Source organism: Acinetobacter ursingii DSM 16037 = CIP 107286 (assembly GCF_000368825.1).
Classification (GTDB): domain Bacteria; phylum Pseudomonadota; class Gammaproteobacteria; order Pseudomonadales; family Moraxellaceae; genus Acinetobacter; species Acinetobacter ursingii.
On sequence record NZ_KB849719.1, the window covers coordinates 252,666 to 270,411 of the forward strand.

Genomic DNA, 17,746 nt, shown 5'->3' on the forward strand with positions numbered 1-17,746 from the left:
ATGCATATTTGTATGGTGATGGCAGGCGATGAAGAAGGCGGACTTGAGAAACACGTGATTGAGCTTGCTAATGGATTGATAAAACTGAAACATCGTGTCAGTTTGATTGCTCATGAAAAATATCGATCACGTGTTGAAAATGTTCAGTTCTACTCCCTTGATTTATCGAAGAGCCGTAATAACCCGATTCTATTATGGAAGCTTTATCAAACGATTAAATCTATCCAAGCGGATGTCTTACACGTCCAAGCGAACAAAGCGGTCTCGATGATTGCACCAATGTTAAAATGGTTAAATGTCCCGAATGTTGCCACATTACATAATTTAAAAAAGAATATTAAAGCTTTTAATCGTTATGATCGGATTATTGCGGTGAGTCAAAGAGTTGCCAATCAATTTTCATCTCAATCCAAGATTCGCGTGGTATTGAATGGTGTGAAGCCACCTGATTTTATTATAAATAGTAAATCTGCAACTTATCCCCTACAAGCGATTGCCATTGGGCGTTTAGTGAAAGCTAAAGGGTTTGATTTACTTATTGAGGCTTGGAAAGAAGTTGATGCAGGGCTATGGATTGTTGGGGATGGACCTGACCGACAGGTCTTACAGCAACAAATTGAACAAACACAGTTATCTCAGCGTATTAAAATTTGGGGGCATCGTGATGATATTAATGATTTATTGCTGCAATCAGATTTCTTGGTCATTTCTTCTCGGAACGAAGGTGGTCCTTATACGCTTTCTGAAGCACTGTTGTTAAAACGACCAGTGATTTCATCAGATGTTGGTATGGTTTCGCAGGTGTTATTACCCTCTATGATTTGTCCTGCTAATAATACACAGGCACTTCATCAATTATTGCAGCAGCATATTCAACATTTTTCACAGCTACAAAAAGACGCTGAACCAATTTTTCATTTTGCACAGCAACATTTGACCATCAATGCCATGGTTGAACATACGGCAAGGGTATATCAGGAACTTTTAGATGACGGACACGCTTAAACAAACTAAAAAAGTCTGGGTTATCAGTGATGGTGTGCCAGGTCATTTTAATCAATCTAAAGGTGTTTTATTTGCTTTACAGCATTTATTCGAGTTAGACGTTTGTTGGATTGATTTGAAACTTAATCAGGGTTTTTTACGACGTCCATTAAGTTGGTTGCTCAATTCAACTCTTCCTGATTTGAATAAACTTCATTATTTTTATCGGGGTGATGTACTTCCGCAACAATCTCCAGATATTGTTGTTGGTGCAGGCGGAAACACGGCTTATGCAGTCATTTGGATTTCTAAAGCTTTGCATGCCAAAAGTATATTTTGTGGCTCACTTCGGCATTTAAATGCAAAGCTCTTTGATGCTATTTTGGTACTGGAACCTGATCTAGATAAACCTTTTATAAGTCTTGATGTATCGCCTATGGCGATTGATCAACAAGTATTGGCTCAGCAAGCTGAACAATGGCGCAACGAACATGCTGTATTAACGAAACCAGTGTGGACGATGCTTATTGGAGGTAATGGTGCCGGTGCTATTTATCAGGATTCAGACTGGAAAATACTGGCAGAGCAAATGAATCAACTTGCACATCAATTTGATATTCGATGGTTAATCAGCACCTCACGACGTACAGGGGGGCAGGCTGAAAACATACTAAAGCAACATTTGAATGACGATATAATCATTGATGCGGTGTGGTGGAGTGAAGCACCACGTCAGGTTCTACATGCTTTTTTGGGACTTTCTGATCGGGTATATTGTGGGGCTGATTCGATGTCGATGATGATGGAAACGATCAGTGCTATGCGAGCTTTAGTGGTCTATTATCCTTTTGAATTTAATCCTGATCAGCGGTTTGGTGGGGTATTGCAACGAATTGAACGAACTGAATTAGCTACAGTGCAACCCATTTCAGATTTATCCAATATGGATCAGGATAGCGAAAATGTACTAAAACCATTAAAATACGAACCTAGTGAAAAATTAGCACAATTATTGAAAGATAGGCTCTTCTCTTGAAAAAATTTAAAATCATCAATACGGTATATGGGGATGCTACAGGTGGTCGTTGGCAAGCTGTACTGGATATCGCTAATACACTAAAAAGTTATGGCCATGAGATAGTCTTACTACGTGGGGAGGAAAATGCGCATCTGAATAGTGGTGAATGGCCAATTCATGTGATTCCAAATACAGGTTTTTATAGTATTGCGGCCGCGTTAAAAGTACGCAAATTTATTCAGGAACAACAGCCAGATTTAATTATAGCGCATAGTGGAAAAGCTGTTTGGTTATTTAAAAATGCGATGCTGGGCATGCAAAAGAAAATACCAGTACTTGCGGTCAACCACAGCCATAATGTTAAAAGAACCTTGCGTGCAGACGCATTTTTACATATTACGCCTTATGTGCAAGAGCTTGTTCAAGCGTTACAAAGTAACGAGGAAAAAAAGAAACCGCAACGTGTCATTTCAAATCTCACTTATTTACCAAAGGTTGAAGCAAGTCCCAAGCCACTTAAGCAGCCTGTAAATATTGTCATGCTGACACGAATGGTACCTAATAAAGGTGTTCATGTTTTAATTGATGCTTTAGCTTTATTAAAGCAAAGAGGAATACCATTTAGCGCAGTTTTAGCGGGTCAAGGCGAAATGCTTGAACAATGTAAAGCTCAGGCAAGTCAGTTAGGTTTGGATGATCTTGTGAGTTTCCCTGGCTGGATTGGTGGGGACGATAAAATTAATTTAATACAGCAAGCAGATATAATTGCTTTGCCATCAATCACTGAGATCCAAGGAATTGGAATTTTAGATGCATTTGCATGGGGAAAGACATTGATTACCACAGATGATATTGGTATTCGACAGACAGCAAAGCATCAAGTAAATGCATGGTGTGCTAAAGCTGATGATGCGATTAGTCTAGCAGATGGAATTGAATACTTAATTAGTCATCCTGATGAAGCTTTAAAATATGCTCAGCAAGGTAAAAACGAGGCTTTAGAGAAATATTGTTTTGAGCAAATTGCGAAAGAGCATAACGATTTTATTTTTACCATCGTGAATTAAGAAAAAAGCAGTATATTTTAATTTATATACTGCTTTTTTATTTTATTCTTTAACCGATTTTATTATAAAATTTGAGAAAGTATTGGAAATTTTAATCGAAAATACGTCGATGTATTTATGGAATATAAATGATACGAGTATTGTAAAAATTATCGTTGAAGAGCTTGATATAAAAGCAGAAAAATAAAAGGATATGTTGTAAAAATTATAGATAAAATTCATTATTGGTATACCAATAATGTAAAGTATAAAAAGATGAATTAGGTATATAGAGAAAGAAAGCTCTCCTAGTTTTACTAGAGGTCTTATGCTAAGTAGATTTGAAAAGAAAGTAGACTTTAGAGTAGAAATACATATGAATAAAGCTCCTAAAAATATAGTGTAATCATATGTTTTTTTACTATAATTCATAGCTGAATAAATGTAATGATAACTTGTACTTGTTTTATGAAAGCCTATAAAATATAAACCTACTATAAGTAGAAAAGTTGCTAAATAGGCATTTATATTTTTAATCTTATATAAAAAGTGACCTAAAATAAAGCTAAACATACCTAGGAAAAATACTTTTGATATACTTAATGAAATCAATAAAAATAGTAGTAAAAAAATATAATATTTCTTAAGCTGAAAAGTTGATTTAAAGTAAATTAGAATGAATATGGCGATTGATCCGATAAGTTCATTTTTCATAGTCCAGAGAACAACATTATATGAGGATTCTGCATATATAAATGGTGAAATTAGACTAGAATAAATGCTTCCAAAAAATGTTGTTTTATTGGGAATTAAGTCATGAAACCATGTGGTAGTTAAACTTAGGTCTACTGAAATTTTGAAAATAATAAATGCAATTAAACATGATCCTAATGCAGGTATGGCTAATCTTGGATATCTTTTTAAAATAGAATTAATCATTTTTGATTTTGGATCATAATTACTTGAATTGGATGCTGTTAGTACAAATCCACTTAAAATAAAAAATACATATACAGCCCCAAGACCAGAAATAAAGAAACAAAAAGGGGAGTTATGAATCTTATATAAAATATTACTAGAGGGGAAATTAGCTTGTTGAAAGTGATTATGTAATTGTGGATAGAATGTTAGAGAAAGATGTGATAGTAAAACAATAAAACATGCTATACCTCTTAAGCTTTCTGCTGCAAGATTTTTTTTTAACATTTGGCTCTCAAAAGTATAAAACTCTTTACAATTATAGTGTTTATACATATATTTATAAAGATTTAACGATTTTTTATAGATATGAATACAAATATTACGATTGTGACAGCTTTTTTTGATATCGGTCGGGAAAATTGGTCAGTTGAAAATGGTTATCCTGATTATTTGTATAGAACATCTTATACTTACATAGAGTTTTTTAAGAATCTTTCTATACTTGAAAATGAACTTATTGTTTTTACCTCAAGAGAGTTTGTTGATATTGTCAAAGAAATTAGAGGTAATAAACCTACAAAAATTGTTGAATTTGATTATTTGAGTGAGTTCAAAGTTTATAAAAATAGGATAAAAAAAATTCAAAATAGTTTGGAATTTCAAAGTAAAATATCGCCAAAACAAATTATAAACCCTGAGTATTGGTCTTCAGATTATACTTTATTAACTAACTTGAAAACATATTTTGTCAATAGAGCTATATCTTCAGATTTGGTCTCTAATTCAACATTAGCATGGTTAGATTTTGGCTATTGTCGTGACATTGAAATGTTAAATGGAATAACTGAATGGAAATATAATTTTTCTGATGATAAGATCCATACTTTTTCTTTGAAAAAAATACCATCTTTAGATTTTAAAAAAGTAACAGACTCAATTTATAATAATAAGGTTTTTATAATCGGTGGTGTGACTATTGGACATCGTGACTGTTGGAAAGAATTTCATAGATTAGTTTATAAGTGTCAAATTGATTTACTAAGAAAAGGAATAGTTGATGATGATCAAGGTATTTATCTTTATGCTTATTATAAAGATAAAGAATTATTTAAAAATCATGTTTTAGGTAAAAATAATTGGAGAGTAATTTTTAAAGTGTACGATGAAAAAGCCAATTTAAGCTTTAAAAACAAGATAAAAAAGTTTTTTAAAATTCTCTAATTCCTTATAACTACAAAATGTAGTTATAAGGAATTAACTTAATTTTTTTTGTATATATAATATATACCATTGAATACTAGCTAGATATTTTCCTTTTCGCCATAATATTTTAGCAAACTTCTTTGCTTCTTTGGAATTTTTAGGTGCATCAAGTGGTTGGTCTTTCCAAGGCGATTGATAGTAATACTTTAAATACAATTCTCCGTGGGAGGCTGCGATGCTCCAAGGTTTAGGAGAGCTTACAAAATGTATAAGAGCTGGTGAAATATCGTCTCGAGTAAAATAGTTGAATTTTTGATCAATAAAAATCATTTTATTCTTCAGTAAGATATTAAGCACATCTTGATCTGGGAACTTATAATCTCTTTTTGAAATAAGCGTATTAAATTTTGTTAATACATCAAAATTGTTCCATTCTTTTGTATTAATTAAAAGAACGCCTGAATTAAAGTATTTATCATTTGGATTTAAGCCAATGCTTTCAATATAAGTTGGTTTCATGCATTTATCTTGAACTGCTGCAAGAACTTTATTTTCAATATTAATTGAACAAATCTCTTTTAGACTACTAATACATAAAATATCAGCATCTAGATATATAAATTTGTCCAACTTATCTTTAAAAATATTTGCTATCGATAATCGGTAGTAGATTGCAGTTGTGAAATGCCCATTGACTTGTAATTTATCGTAAGGTTCAGTATTTAGAATGTAGACAAAGATTTGTGTATTTTTAAACTGGCTTATAATTTCATCATAGCCAAATGAATCAAAATACGTTGTAAAAATATGGAAATTAATTTTTAAATCTTGATTGTTCTTTGCTATAGAGAATAAAGTAATTCCACAAGGTTTTAAGTAGTTTTTATCAATAGCAAAAGCAATGTCTAAGTCTGGAATAAAAGTCGGCTGTTCACTGAAAAGACGAAAAGACTCTTTGATAAAACTATTAAAATAATTCATTTGGTTTCACAGTTTAAATAATTGGATTTTATTTAATCCAGTATAAAAGAATAGAGAGTGACTCAGGCTTCTAGTTTGCTGCCATTAGTGTAAATTTCATCTTGCCAAACCGAATCTAAAGATTGATTATAAATTAAATTTAACCATTGTTGCAAAACCGTCTTTGCCTCGAAACGGGTATGCGCAATTTCATAGCCTTTTTTTGCAATTTCAATAGCCTGTAATGGATGCTTTTGATAGTAATCAATTTTTTTGAGTAATTCATTAAAATCTTCAAAATAAATAATACTATCTTCTGGAAATAAAATATCTAACCCTGGTGTCCTAGCCGTAAATACTAAAGTGCCCATACCTGTAAGCTGTGCAATACGATCACTACTATACATATAGATATTATTATACTTGGAATAATTAATGCCCATTAAACTGTTTTGAACGGCAGCGTGATACTCATATCCAAATAAAGAAGGATGTCCTAAACAGGCGCCTAATTTAAACTTCAAATTTGGAAGTTCTTCAACTAAATTTTTAATAAACTGTTCACGTTCAGGATATTTACTATTCGAGCCACAAAATACACAATCGTAGTCGTATTTGTGCCAATCAGATCGAGAGTGTTCAATTGAAGCCAGACTTAGATTCGGTGTAAATGCAAATAGAGGATGTGGACACACTTCTGAAAGTTGTTTTAAGTGTTCACCCGCAGTAGTGATAAAAATATGATCAACTTCATCTTGCATTTCTTTGAAATGATCCAGCCGGTGTGGTTCGTTAATTGGATCTACAAACCACATTGCGATTTTAGAATCATTAATTGTTTTTAGTTGTTTTAATAGTGTTTTAGGTAAATGAATATGGCCAATTAAAATAAGATCAAAATGAATATTTTTACATAAATCAATAAGTTGATTATGCACTTTTTTATGAGAAAGCGATGTCGTATTGAAAATATTACTTTTTCTCACCATAAATTTATAATCAAAAGGATATACATAATGACCAAGCTCCATGAGACCATGTTGAACTTTTGCGTCAGTGTTATAAAACATCATTCCATTATTTTCGGGTTTAAAATTGGCTATATGTAATATCTTAAGTGAACGAAGTGGCAAAATTGCTCTCCAATCAGCAGTGTGAAAATCAAAAGATTAGGTCAAAATTATTGATCCGCGTTACCTTTCAGCACCATATAGATGAGTGCAACAAAAATCAACAATGCACCAACTAAACTACTGATACAAAAAAACAAAATACGTTGATTGGTGTCCATATTAAATAATTCATTGGCAAGGATATAGCGCATAAACAACCATTGAGCAAGTGAAAATGCAATGATCACCAGTGCATGACGACGTACATCAGGACGCATAGCCATATTGAATAATCCAAGGGAGAGTAAAGACCTATTATGCCATTATAGAGAATCAATCTCAATTCATGTCATGATGATTGTTGCAACACGGCTCATGCAAGTACAAAGAAGCCAGCATATTGCTGGCTTCTTTTAAAGATTTTACAGTCAGTTAATCTTCTTTCTTAGGCTGCTCACGCAAACGAATACCCAAATCACGTAACTGATTTGGTTCTACTGGCGCAGGTGCCTGCGTCAACGGACATTCCGCAGTTTTAGTTTTCGGGAATGCAATCACATCACGAATAGACGAAGCGCCCGTCATTAGCATGACTAAGCGATCCAAACCAAAAGCCAAACCACCGTGCGGTGGAGCACCATAACGCAACGCATTTAACAAGAAACTGAATTTTTCTTCGGCTTCTTCTTCACCAATACCCAAGGCTTCAAAAATCGCTTTTTGCATGTCTAAAGTATAAATACGTAGTGAACCACCACCGATTTCAGTACCATTAAGCACCATATCGTATGCAACAGAAAGTGCCTCGCCAGGATTCGACTTAACTTCTTCAACGCTTGATTTTGGCAAAGTAAATGGATGGTGAACCGATGTCCATTTACCATCGTCAGTTTCTTCAAACATTGGGAAATCAACGACCCAAAGTGGTGCCCATTCGCATGTTGCAAGTTTTAGGTCATGACCGATTTTAACACGTAGCGCACCCATGGCATCATTGACCACTTTGGCTTTATCCGCACCGAAGAATACGATGTCACCATTTTCTGCACCGACACGTTTAAGCAGATCAAGTACGATCGGTTCAATGAATTTTACGATTGGAGATTGTAAACCTTCAATGCCTTTTTCTAGCTCATTGACTTTAATATAAGCTAAACCTTTCGCACCGTAGATACCGACAAATTTAGTATATTCATCAATCGCACTACGTGGCAGTGAAGCTGCACCTGGTACACGTAAAGCCACAATACGACCTTTAGGATCTTTGGCTGGGCCAGCAAACACTTTGAACTCAACCTCTTGCATTAAGTCCGCAACGTCCACCAATTTCAATGGAATACGCATATCTGGTTTGTCAGATGCATAATCACGCATGGCATCGTTATAAGTCATACGTTCAAATTTATCGAACTTGACCCCAAGCAAATCGTTAAATAATTTAACGGTCATGCCTTCCATCAAATCCATAATGTCATCATCATTTAAGAATGATGTTTCAATGTCGATTTGAGTAAATTCTGGTTGACGATCCGCACGTAAGTCTTCGTCACGGAAACACTTGGCAATCTGGTAATAACGATCAATACCACCCACCATCAACAATTGTTTAAATAATTGTGGTGATTGCGGTAGGGCGTAGAAGCTTCCATTTTGAACACGGCTTGGGACTAAATAGTCACGCGCACCTTCTGGTGTTGCACGAGTCAAAATTGGTGTTTCAACGTCTAGGAAACCATTGTCATCTAAATAGTTACGAATTAAGGTCGTTGCTTTAGAACGTAAACGTAAACGCTCTAACATTTCAGGACGACGGATATCAAGGAAACGATATTTTAAACGATGTTCTTCAGAGACATTGATATTGTCATCATTCAATGGGAATGGCGGTGTTTCAGATTGTGCAAGAACTTCAATTTCTTTGCCCAAAACCTCAATTTGACCACTGACCATATTGGCATTTTCAGTACCTGCATAGCGACGACGAACACGACCTGTAATTTTAAGAACAAATTCAGAGCGCGCTTTGTCTGCGGTTGCAAAAGCTTCTGGGGTGTCAGGGTCGATCACGACTTGGACTAAACCATCACGGTCACGCATGTCTAGGAAAATAACCCCACCGTGATCACGGCGACGGTGTACCCATCCGCAAAGCGTTACGGTCTGGTCAATTTGGGCTTCTGTTAAAGAGCCACAGTAATGAGTTCGCATCATATTTTAAAATCCAAACTATATTGGCTGTAGGGGCGTATACGTAAACAGCGTACCGCCAGTGAATCAGCGATTATGCCTTTTTGAAGGAGCACTCACAAGAACTTGAGCGTAAAACAGCAAAAAAACACAGCAAATTGAAAGCTTAATTCTGTTTTTGGGCGCTAAATGCCTTAAACCATTTCACCAGAATAAAAATAAGGCAGCTCAAACTAAAACTGATGAGAAAACCACGTGAAAAATAATTAATCGCTTTGCCTGTAACGGCATAGGTATCTGTATGCCAGAGTTGAGTGTCGAGTTGTTGCCAATAGCTAAAAAGAAAATAGCTGCCGACAGCGAGCGAGAGAAATATCGCAACACTTAATGATTTATATGATGCGCGTTGTTTTTGAATACGATATTCAATCATGTAGCGATAACACATCCAGCCTAAAATCGGCAAAGTGATGAGAGAGGTAGACAGTTGTAAAAATCGATGAATAGGATAAGTTCGCCCTAAAAATACGATGTCCTGACTGAGTAAGCCTTGAAATGCAAAGGTTCTAAAATCGTCATGCGTGAGTCCATCCCAGAGAATATGTGTTGCACAGCCTATGATAACTCCCAATATACAAGCCATACAAAAACTACAGAACCGATTAAAAGTAGCTAGATTTAAATCATCTTGTAGAGAGAGCCCGTAATACAACACAGGGCGATACAGCACATACCACAGTACGCAAAAAATAAGTCCAAGCAATAAATCTGGAATAATTAAGCCTGCCCATTCATGGCTTATCGTGACATTTTCATCTGTAAATAATCGCACTAAATCTGGTGTCATACAGCCAATCGCCAAAGCACCAATGGGCAATTTGTATCGAGTGATTTTGGCGATAGGGGGAGCAAGAACCGCATGGGATAAAGTAAAAGGCATAAATATAAAGAAATAAATTTTGGATCAAGATCGGGTCTGAGTGTAAAGCTTTAGGGAATGAATGAATGTTTTTTTTTGCAAAACAAATGAAAGGTTATATTATAACAAAAATTAAGAAGATTTTAAGATTTTAAGAATTCGAGGCTTTATATGTTCTTTAAAAAGAATGCACTGACTGTATCGTTATTTGCAGCGATCTGTGGCGTAACACACGCAGCAGAGCAACAGACTGAGATACAAAAATTAGAAACTATCGAAGTTAGCGCACATCCTCTGGTGCAAAGTGCTGTGGATTATGCGGCTGCTGACAATATTATTAAGAATGATCAATTGCGGCAGGGTGGCGCAACAATTGGTGAAGCTTTAAGTCAACAGGTCGGGGTTTATTCCAATCAGTTTGGACCAGGTGCAAGTCGTCCCGTTATTCGCGGGCAAGATGGTGCGCGGGTCAAAGTCTTAGAAAATGCCTCTGAAACGATGGATGTTTCCACTTTATCTCCCGATCACGCCGTCACAGTCGATCCAATTTTGGCGAAGCAGGTTGAAATTGTTCGAGGGCCCTCAACTTTACTGTACGGTGCAGGTACAGTAGGTGGGTTGGTGAATGTTACCGATAGTAAGATTCCAACCCAAATGCCTGAAGGTGGATATGAGGGGCAGATTGGACTGCGCTATAACACAGGTAGCGATGAAAAGTTAGGAGCTGCGGGAGTTACAGTTGGTTTGGGTGATCAGGTCGCGCTACGTGTTGAAGGTTTAAAGCGTGATGCTAACAATTATATTGCACCTGATTATGTTCATGAAGGTGAGCGAGAACGTCGAGTCGATAATACCTTTGCCAAATCAGAGAACGTCAGTGTGGGTTTGTCGTGGATCTATGATCGAGGTTTTACTGGAGTTTCTTATACCAATCGTCAAGATCAATACGGTTTGCCAGGTCATAGCCATGAGTATGAAAGCTGTCATCCGCATGGTACACATCTACATTGTGGTGGGCATGATGGCCATGATGATGAGCATGATCACGACGGTCATGATCATGATGAGGATGGACATGATCATGCTGGCCCGTGGGTCGACCTTAAATCTGAACGTTATGATTTTAGAACAGAGCTAGATGATCCATTTGCAGGCTTTAAAAAGTTACGGGCACAGGTCAGTTATACAGACTATAAACATGACGAAATTGAAGAAGGTGAGGCTGCAACGACATTTAAAAGTACAGGTTATGATGCTCGTTTAGAGTTGGTGCATCAGCCGATTGGCATGTGGGAAGGGGTGTTAGGTACACAATTTGGCCGTCAAAAGCTGGATATTACCGGTGAAGAATCCATCTTTGCAGGGCCGAGTACTACGGATAAATGGAGCGTATTTGCTTTAGAACATACGCAGTGGAAAGATGTACATTTTGAAGTGGCAGCACGTTTTGATCAGCAACAAATTGATATTGATTCGTCGCAAAAAGATTACAATGACCATACTTTTTCTTATTCAGGTGCAGCCAATTGGTTATTTGCGCCGAATTATAAATTGTCATTAGTCGCTTCGCATCAGGAGCGTATGCCACTGGCACAAGAGCTTTATGCCAATGGGAAACATCTCGCCACCAATACTTATGAAATTGGCAATGAAAACCTAAACCCAGAAAAATCCAATAATATCGAACTGGGGTTTCATTACGATACGGACAAGCTGAATTATCATGTACATGTATTCCATAACTGGTTTGATGACTATATCTATGCTCGTACACTGGATCGTTATGAGAACTTCCGACTTGTGCAATAAACACAAGATGAAGCACGTTTTTATGGGGTAGAAGGTGAAATCTCTTATCAACTTTCTCCACGTTATAAAACGACGTTGTTTGGAGATTATGTTCGCGGAAAAATTGATGCTGAAGGTGATGCACCACGTATGCCTGGAGGACGTTTAGGAACACGTTTTGATGCGGACTTTGGAGACGGTTTTTCTGGAATGGCAGAGTACTCTCACGTGTTTAACCAAGACAAAATCGCAGCTTATGAAACTGAGACAGACGGCTATAACATGGTGAATCTAGGGGTTGCCTATGCAGCACGAGTCAGTAATAAAACGGATTATCGGGTTTATTTAAAAGCCAATAACCTGCTGGATGAAACAGTGTATAACCATGCATCGTTTTTATCCAACATCCCTCAAGTTGGACGAAACTTTACGTTGGGGATCGATTTTAGTTTCTAAAGCAGTGGTTTTTAAATATTCACATGGAGCCTATGATATAGGCTTCATGTTTTTGAAATGTTATATTGTTCTATTCATCTTTTGCTTAAATTAGACTTAATTTATTGTCGAAACCATAAAAGTCATATTGCTAATGGAAATAATGATACCGCACTGAATTTTCTTGAAAAATATATAATATATTATAACGTAACATGTGATTAGCATCTGGATGATCATCATGTTTAAAAAAACACATATATTTGCACTTTCTATTCTTTCATTGTCTATACAACATGCTTTTGCGCAAAATTCTCAACAGGAAGTCGATGTCAATGATTTACCTACAATTGAATTGCAAGCTCAGTCTACGCCAAAAGATCATCTCAATCATGCAGCAGGTGACACGGTCATCGGGAAAGACCAATTGGTTCAGGGTGCAACTACAATTGGCAATGCCTTAAATGGTCAGGCAGGTATCTACTCAGCTCAATACACGGGGGGCGTAAGCCGCCCTGTGATTCGAGGTCAGGATGGGGCACGTGTCAAGATTACTCAAAATGGGGGCGATCCATTAGATGTTTCTTCGGTTTCACCTGATCATGCAGTCACGGTCGATCCCAATTCGGCAGATCAGATCGAAGTCTTAAGAGGCCCGGAAACATTAATGTATGGTGCGGGTTCTGTTGGTGGTTTGGTCAATGTGATCGATCATAAAATTCCTGAAACAATGCCAGAAAATGGCTATGAAGGGCGTATAGGTGCGCGTTATAACACGGGTGATGATGGTTTGGTTTATTCGGGTGATACCACAATCGGTTTGGGGCGTCAGGTTGCTTTAAATTTGGGTGCTGTAAAACGCGATGCCAATAACTATATTTTACCGAATGATCTACAAAGCGATTCACGCCGTGAAGATAGCACCTTTGCTAAATCCCATGATTATCATGCAGGCTTGTCATGGATTTATGATCGTGGTTATACCGGAGTTTCCTATAGTGAACGTCATGATAAATATGGTATTCCTGGAGATGTCGATTCAGACTGGGAACCTGACCACAACATGATGTTGACCATTCCTGCGGAACATGAGGACGACGGTGAAAATGGAAGTTCATCGTGGATTAATTTAAAACAAAAACGTTATGACGTTAAAACCCAATTGAATGATCCATTTGTGGGATTTAGCCGCTTAACTGCTCAGGCCAACCACACGACGTATCAACATGCCGAAATGGATGGCGATACGCCAGCTACACTGTTTCATAGTACAGGTACAGATATGCGTATTGTTTTAGACAATCATCCGTGGGCGGGTTGGAATGGTCAAGTGGGCGTACAATTTACTCGCCAAAAACTGACCATTGATGGCGAAGAAGCTCTGATGGCACCCACAGACACCGAACGTTACAGCTTATTTGCCTTACAGACAAAACAGTTTGGTCCAGTTACGACGAAACTCTCTACACGTATTGATCATCAAGATACAAGTGTGGATTCAGATCAGAAAAACTTTAATGGTACGGCCTATTCTGTTGCAGGTGAAAGCGCTTGGGAATTTACACCGAATCATAAAATTTCACTTGATGCATCGCATCAAGAACGTTCTCCAATGGCACAGGAATTATATTCGAATGGAGGATTACATGGACCCACTAAAAGTTTCGAATTTGGTAATGATGAATTAACACAAGAAAAATCCAATAATATTAATTTAGGTTTTCATGGCGACCAAGACGCACTTCAGTACAATTTAAGTGTTTACCATAATTGGTTTGATAACTTTATCTATGCAAATACCATCGACCGTAAGGGAGATTTTCGTTCTATACATTATGACCAAACAGATGCACGTTTTTATGGCGTTGATGGAGATATTAGCTATCAGATGAGTGCGCGCTACAATGTAGGCTTATTTGGTGATTATGTGCGTGCCAAGCTGGATGATAATGGTAATGCACCGCGTATTCCGGGTGGGCGAATGGGCACACGTATTAAGGCAGATTTTGGTGAAGGATACTCTGGTACAGCCGAGTACTATCATGTCTTTCATCAGGATGATATTGCCAACTACGAAACCGAAGGCAAGAGTTATAATATGGTGAATCTAGGCTTGGCTTATCAGGGGCAGTTGAACCAAAAAACAGGCTACCAGTTATATGCCAAAGCCAATAATCTGCTCGATAGTAAAGTCTATTTACACGAGTCTTTCCTCTCTGATGTGCCACAAATAGGTCGAAACTTTAGTGTGGGTGTCGATTTTAATTTTTAAATCTCTAATATTTTTACCTGAAGGAAGACGTGAGATCTTCCTTTTGTGTTTTTGCAGCTTGAGATGAGCCAATTTAACCAAATGTGTCTTGAAAAATAAGGAAATAAACTCTAGCCTGAGACTAATTGTTTAGGTTGTTTGTTATGCGTATTTTTCAACGAATTCACAAAAAGCTGAATTGGTCGGGGCGTCGTTACGTTGCACTGATCGCAGGTGTGTTAGCCCTGAGTTATATTGCTTCCGCGATTTATCATGTCTATAAACCATTACCCGATGGTTTAAATTTTACGGGTAAATTACGTCATGCTGAGGTTAAATTTCTTTCTGATCAAACTTATGTGAATGCTCAAGGTCAACAACAGCAGGATCATCAAATTTTTGATGAAATTTTGAATCTGATCCATCAGGCGAAAACCACCATTGTTCTGGATATGTTCTTATTTAATTCAGAAACAGGTGAATCCAAACTGACACAGCGACCATTAACACAGCAACTTACCCAAGCCTTGATTCAAAAACGGCACGAATCTCCGAATGTTGAAATTACGCTGATTACTGATCCGATTAATTCGGTTTACGGCGGTATCTTGCCTGAACATTATCGACAATTACGTCAGGCAGGCATTGATATCATCGAAACTAACCTCACTCCATTACGTGCCTCGAATCCAACTTGGTCTGGACTCTGGTATCTCTGTTGTCAGGATTTAGGGAATAATCCTGAAAAGGGCTGGTTACCAAATCCATTTGGCAAGGAAAAAATTACTTTACGCAGTTATTTGCAACTGGCTAATTTTAAGGCAAATCATCGTAAGACCTTGGTGGTGGATACCGATGACGGCTGGAAATCTTTGGTGACTTCAGCTAATCCTCATGATGGCAGTTCACGCCATTCCAACGTCGCTTTATTGGTCTCAGGCCGAACAGCCATGGATCTGTTAAAAACTGAACAAAGTGTGGCGCAAATGTCTGCGGGTTCATCACCTATGATGGTGATGGGTGAAATCAATGCAAGTCATCAGGCACCCCAAGTTCAGGTTTTGACTGAAGCGGCAATATATCATGCGGTAGTGGATTTACTTCAGACCGCAAAAGCCAACGATCAAATTGATCTGGCGATGTTTTATTTGTCCGAACGTCAAATTGTGAATGATTTAAAAGCAGCGCAAAAACGTGGCGTGAAATTAAGGGTTTTACTTGATCCGAATAAAGATGCTTTTGGACGTCAAAAAAATGGCATTCCCAATCGTCAAGTGGCTTCAGAGTTACATGCCGCAGGTGTTCCTGTGCGTTGGTGCGACACTCATGGTGAACAATGCCACAGTAAAATGATCATTAAATCTAACCCGACTCAGGCTGAGATGATTTTAGGCTCGGCTAATTTTACTGCACGTAATTTGAAAAACTATAATCTGGAAACGGATATGTTGGTGCAAGGACAAAATCGGGATGCCGTTTTTCAAGATGCGGAGCGTTACTTTAATACTGCATGGTCGAATCTGAATGGTCGTCAAATGAGTGTCGATTATTCCAAATATGCAGATGAGTCCAAGCTTAAGTATTGGACCTATCGTTTTATGGAATGGTCTGGACTTTCTACTTTTTAATGATTTTGCTTAAAAGCGAATCCAATGCTGATCAAAAAGAGAGATTATTGCTCTCTTTTTGATTTTTTATATCGGCTGTTAATGCGTTGGAGGAATTAGTTCATCCAATTCTTGAGCTGATAATTCATCCAGTCCTGCCAAATCGGTTGAAATTTTCCATTGGCTTTCATCTTCTACAGGATTGGGTAAACGTGCTTCGAGCCAGTCACACACAACATCTGGCGTAAAATCTGGATGATTACATTGAATGACCCACGCCAAAAATTCTTTTGGTTCACCATTCATATAGGGTGGAGGAGAAACTGGAAAAAACTGGGTCGGTAACCGTTCATTGGTCGATAAATAATTCAGCACATGTCCCAGCTCTTGCACCGTTTGCCAAGCCAGCGGGTGTTCAACATCAATCTGAAATTTAAACCACCATGCATCTTTGCCATCTGCGCCATGTGCATCGATTCGGCTTTCCTGAATGCTTGGTATTTTACTAAAAAATTGATAAAGGCGTTCAAAACTTAATTCAGCCACAAGCTCTCAATCCAGTCATACAAGGAACCTCTAGTATAGCGGCTTTTTCAATAAAGAAATGTGAAGCATGCCACGCAGTTCAACTTTAAATGAAACCTACATTTATTATGCAGAAATTGTTTGTTTTTTAAGCTAAAATAATAAGGTATTTAAGGAATAAGAAGGGCGATACGATGCGTATTTATGGTGTATATGCCTGTATGGTTGCAATCTTACTCAGTCTCTCCACTGTAAGTATGGCTGAAAATCAATGGGGAAATTATCGTGGTGTAGAACGTCCTAAACCACCGTCACGACCACCGCAATGGAATCGACCTCCACCGCCTTATTATGGGCATCGTCCTCCATCAAATGGACATTATCCTCATTATCCGCAGCGACCTCATCAGGGGCGTTATATTGAATATCACTACCAGCCTCATACTCAGTATGAGTATCGAACTGAGCGCTATGTATTTGTTCGTGGTAATACTTTACCTATCGAATATCGTAATGAACAATATTATCTCAATGACTGGTATGGACATCAGCTTGACGAGCCAACATGGGGAACACGCTGGTATTCAGTAGGCGGGCATTATTTACTGATTTCAGACGATAACTTTCGTATTGAGCTTGTACGTTAATCGATGATATTGAGGAATCATGGTGTGTTACATATTCTTCATCTTTAAGGAAGCAAACTTACAATCTTTAGCAAACTCAGGCTTTTCATCCATGCTTTCTCCTTGACTGTCGCCTAATCTGGAGGCAGATCATAAGAGGATGA

Annotated in this window: 14 protein-coding genes and 1 pseudogene; 8 read left to right on the top strand and 7 right to left on the bottom strand. The window is 37.5% G+C overall.

Annotated features, from left to right (window positions below):
• The 3 genes from F944_RS16150 to F944_RS16160 are packed head-to-tail and all read left to right on the top strand — an operon-like array spanning nucleotide 1 to nucleotide 3,069.
• Nucleotides 1–1,005, top strand: coding sequence for a glycosyltransferase (locus F944_RS16150; protein ID WP_004992910.1), 1,005 nt, complete (start codon nucleotides 1–3; stop codon nucleotides 1,003–1,005).
• Nucleotides 989–2,020 carry an ELM1/GtrOC1 family putative glycosyltransferase gene (locus tag F944_RS16155; protein WP_004992912.1) on the top strand — a complete coding sequence of 344 codons (1,032 nt, stop codon included), beginning with the start codon at nucleotides 989–991 and terminating at the stop codon, nucleotides 2,018–2,020. The genes F944_RS16150 and F944_RS16155 overlap by 17 nt, the downstream gene beginning before the upstream one ends.
• Nucleotides 2,017–3,069, top strand: coding sequence for a glycosyltransferase family 4 protein (locus tag F944_RS16160; RefSeq protein WP_004992913.1), 1,053 nt, complete (start codon nucleotides 2,017–2,019; stop codon nucleotides 3,067–3,069). Before F944_RS16155 ends, F944_RS16160 begins: the two co-directional genes overlap by 4 nt.
• Before the next feature lie 42 nt (nucleotides 3,070–3,111).
• On the opposite strand, the gene F944_RS16165 is transcribed toward F944_RS16160, so the two are convergent.
• A complete protein-coding gene (locus tag F944_RS16165; RefSeq protein ID WP_004992914.1) occupies nucleotides 3,112–4,254 on the bottom strand; it encodes an acyltransferase family protein in 1,143 nt (380 codons plus the stop codon).
• Nucleotides 4,255–4,335: 81 nt separating this feature from the next.
• Between F944_RS16165 and F944_RS16170 the strand changes: the two genes are divergently transcribed.
• Nucleotides 4,336–5,190, top strand: a complete 855-nt coding sequence (locus F944_RS16170; RefSeq protein WP_004992917.1) for a WlaTC/HtrL family glycosyltransferase — start codon at nucleotides 4,336–4,338, stop codon at nucleotides 5,188–5,190.
• 33 nt (nucleotides 5,191–5,223) lie between these two features.
• On the opposite strand, the gene F944_RS16175 is transcribed toward F944_RS16170, so the two are convergent.
• The 5 genes from F944_RS16175 to F944_RS16195 all read right to left on the bottom strand — a co-directional run bounded on the left by F944_RS16175 (nucleotide 5,224) and on the right by F944_RS16195 (nucleotide 10,371).
• Nucleotides 5,224–6,153 carry a glycosyltransferase family 8 protein gene (locus tag F944_RS16175; protein WP_004992919.1) on the bottom strand — a complete coding sequence of 310 codons (930 nt, stop codon included), beginning with the start codon at nucleotides 6,151–6,153 and terminating at the stop codon, nucleotides 5,224–5,226.
• 62 nt (nucleotides 6,154–6,215) lie between these two features.
• On the bottom strand, nucleotides 6,216–7,265 hold the full coding sequence (locus F944_RS16180; protein ID WP_004992922.1) for a glycosyltransferase family protein: 1,050 nt from the start codon (nucleotides 7,263–7,265) through the stop codon (nucleotides 6,216–6,218).
• Between the two features lie 47 nt (nucleotides 7,266–7,312).
• Entirely contained in the window at nucleotides 7,313–7,528 is a 216-nt protein-coding gene (locus F944_RS16185) for a hypothetical protein (RefSeq protein ID WP_004992923.1), read from the bottom strand.
• 148 nt (nucleotides 7,529–7,676) lie between these two features.
• On the bottom strand, nucleotides 7,677–9,455 hold the full coding sequence (gene aspS, locus F944_RS16190) for an aspartate--tRNA ligase (RefSeq protein ID WP_004992925.1): 1,779 nt from the start codon (nucleotides 9,453–9,455) through the stop codon (nucleotides 7,677–7,679).
• Between the two features lie 142 nt (nucleotides 9,456–9,597).
• Complete coding sequence (locus F944_RS16195) at nucleotides 9,598–10,371, bottom strand: DUF4184 family protein (RefSeq protein ID WP_004992927.1); 774 nt, start codon at nucleotides 10,369–10,371, stop codon at nucleotides 9,598–9,600.
• Nucleotides 10,372–10,521: 150 nt separating this feature from the next.
• Here F944_RS16195 and znuD (F944_RS16200) point away from each other — a divergent pair.
• The 3 genes and pseudogenes from znuD (F944_RS16200) to F944_RS16215 all read left to right on the top strand — a co-directional run bounded on the left by znuD (F944_RS16200) (nucleotide 10,522) and on the right by F944_RS16215 (nucleotide 16,452).
• Nucleotides 10,522–12,594: pseudogene (gene znuD, locus F944_RS16200) on the top strand (zinc piracy TonB-dependent receptor ZnuD).
• Nucleotides 12,595–12,814: 220 nt separating this feature from the next.
• A complete protein-coding gene (gene znuD / locus F944_RS16210) occupies nucleotides 12,815–14,845 on the top strand; it encodes a zinc piracy TonB-dependent receptor ZnuD (RefSeq protein WP_004992934.1) in 2,031 nt (676 codons plus the stop codon).
• 143 nt (nucleotides 14,846–14,988) lie between these two features.
• On the top strand, nucleotides 14,989–16,452 hold the full coding sequence (locus F944_RS16215) for a phospholipase D family protein (RefSeq protein ID WP_004992935.1): 1,464 nt from the start codon (nucleotides 14,989–14,991) through the stop codon (nucleotides 16,450–16,452).
• A 78-nt stretch (nucleotides 16,453–16,530) separates the two neighbouring features.
• Here F944_RS16215 and F944_RS16220 read toward each other — a convergent pair whose 3' ends face one another.
• Nucleotides 16,531–16,977 carry a hypothetical protein gene (locus tag F944_RS16220; protein WP_004992938.1) on the bottom strand — a complete coding sequence of 149 codons (447 nt, stop codon included), beginning with the start codon at nucleotides 16,975–16,977 and terminating at the stop codon, nucleotides 16,531–16,533.
• Between the two features lie 173 nt (nucleotides 16,978–17,150).
• Here F944_RS16220 and F944_RS16225 point away from each other — a divergent pair, with 173 nt between their 5' ends.
• On the top strand, nucleotides 17,151–17,603 hold the full coding sequence (locus F944_RS16225; RefSeq protein ID WP_004992940.1) for an RcnB family protein: 453 nt from the start codon (nucleotides 17,151–17,153) through the stop codon (nucleotides 17,601–17,603).
• The last annotated feature ends 143 nt before the right edge of the window (nucleotides 17,604–17,746 follow it).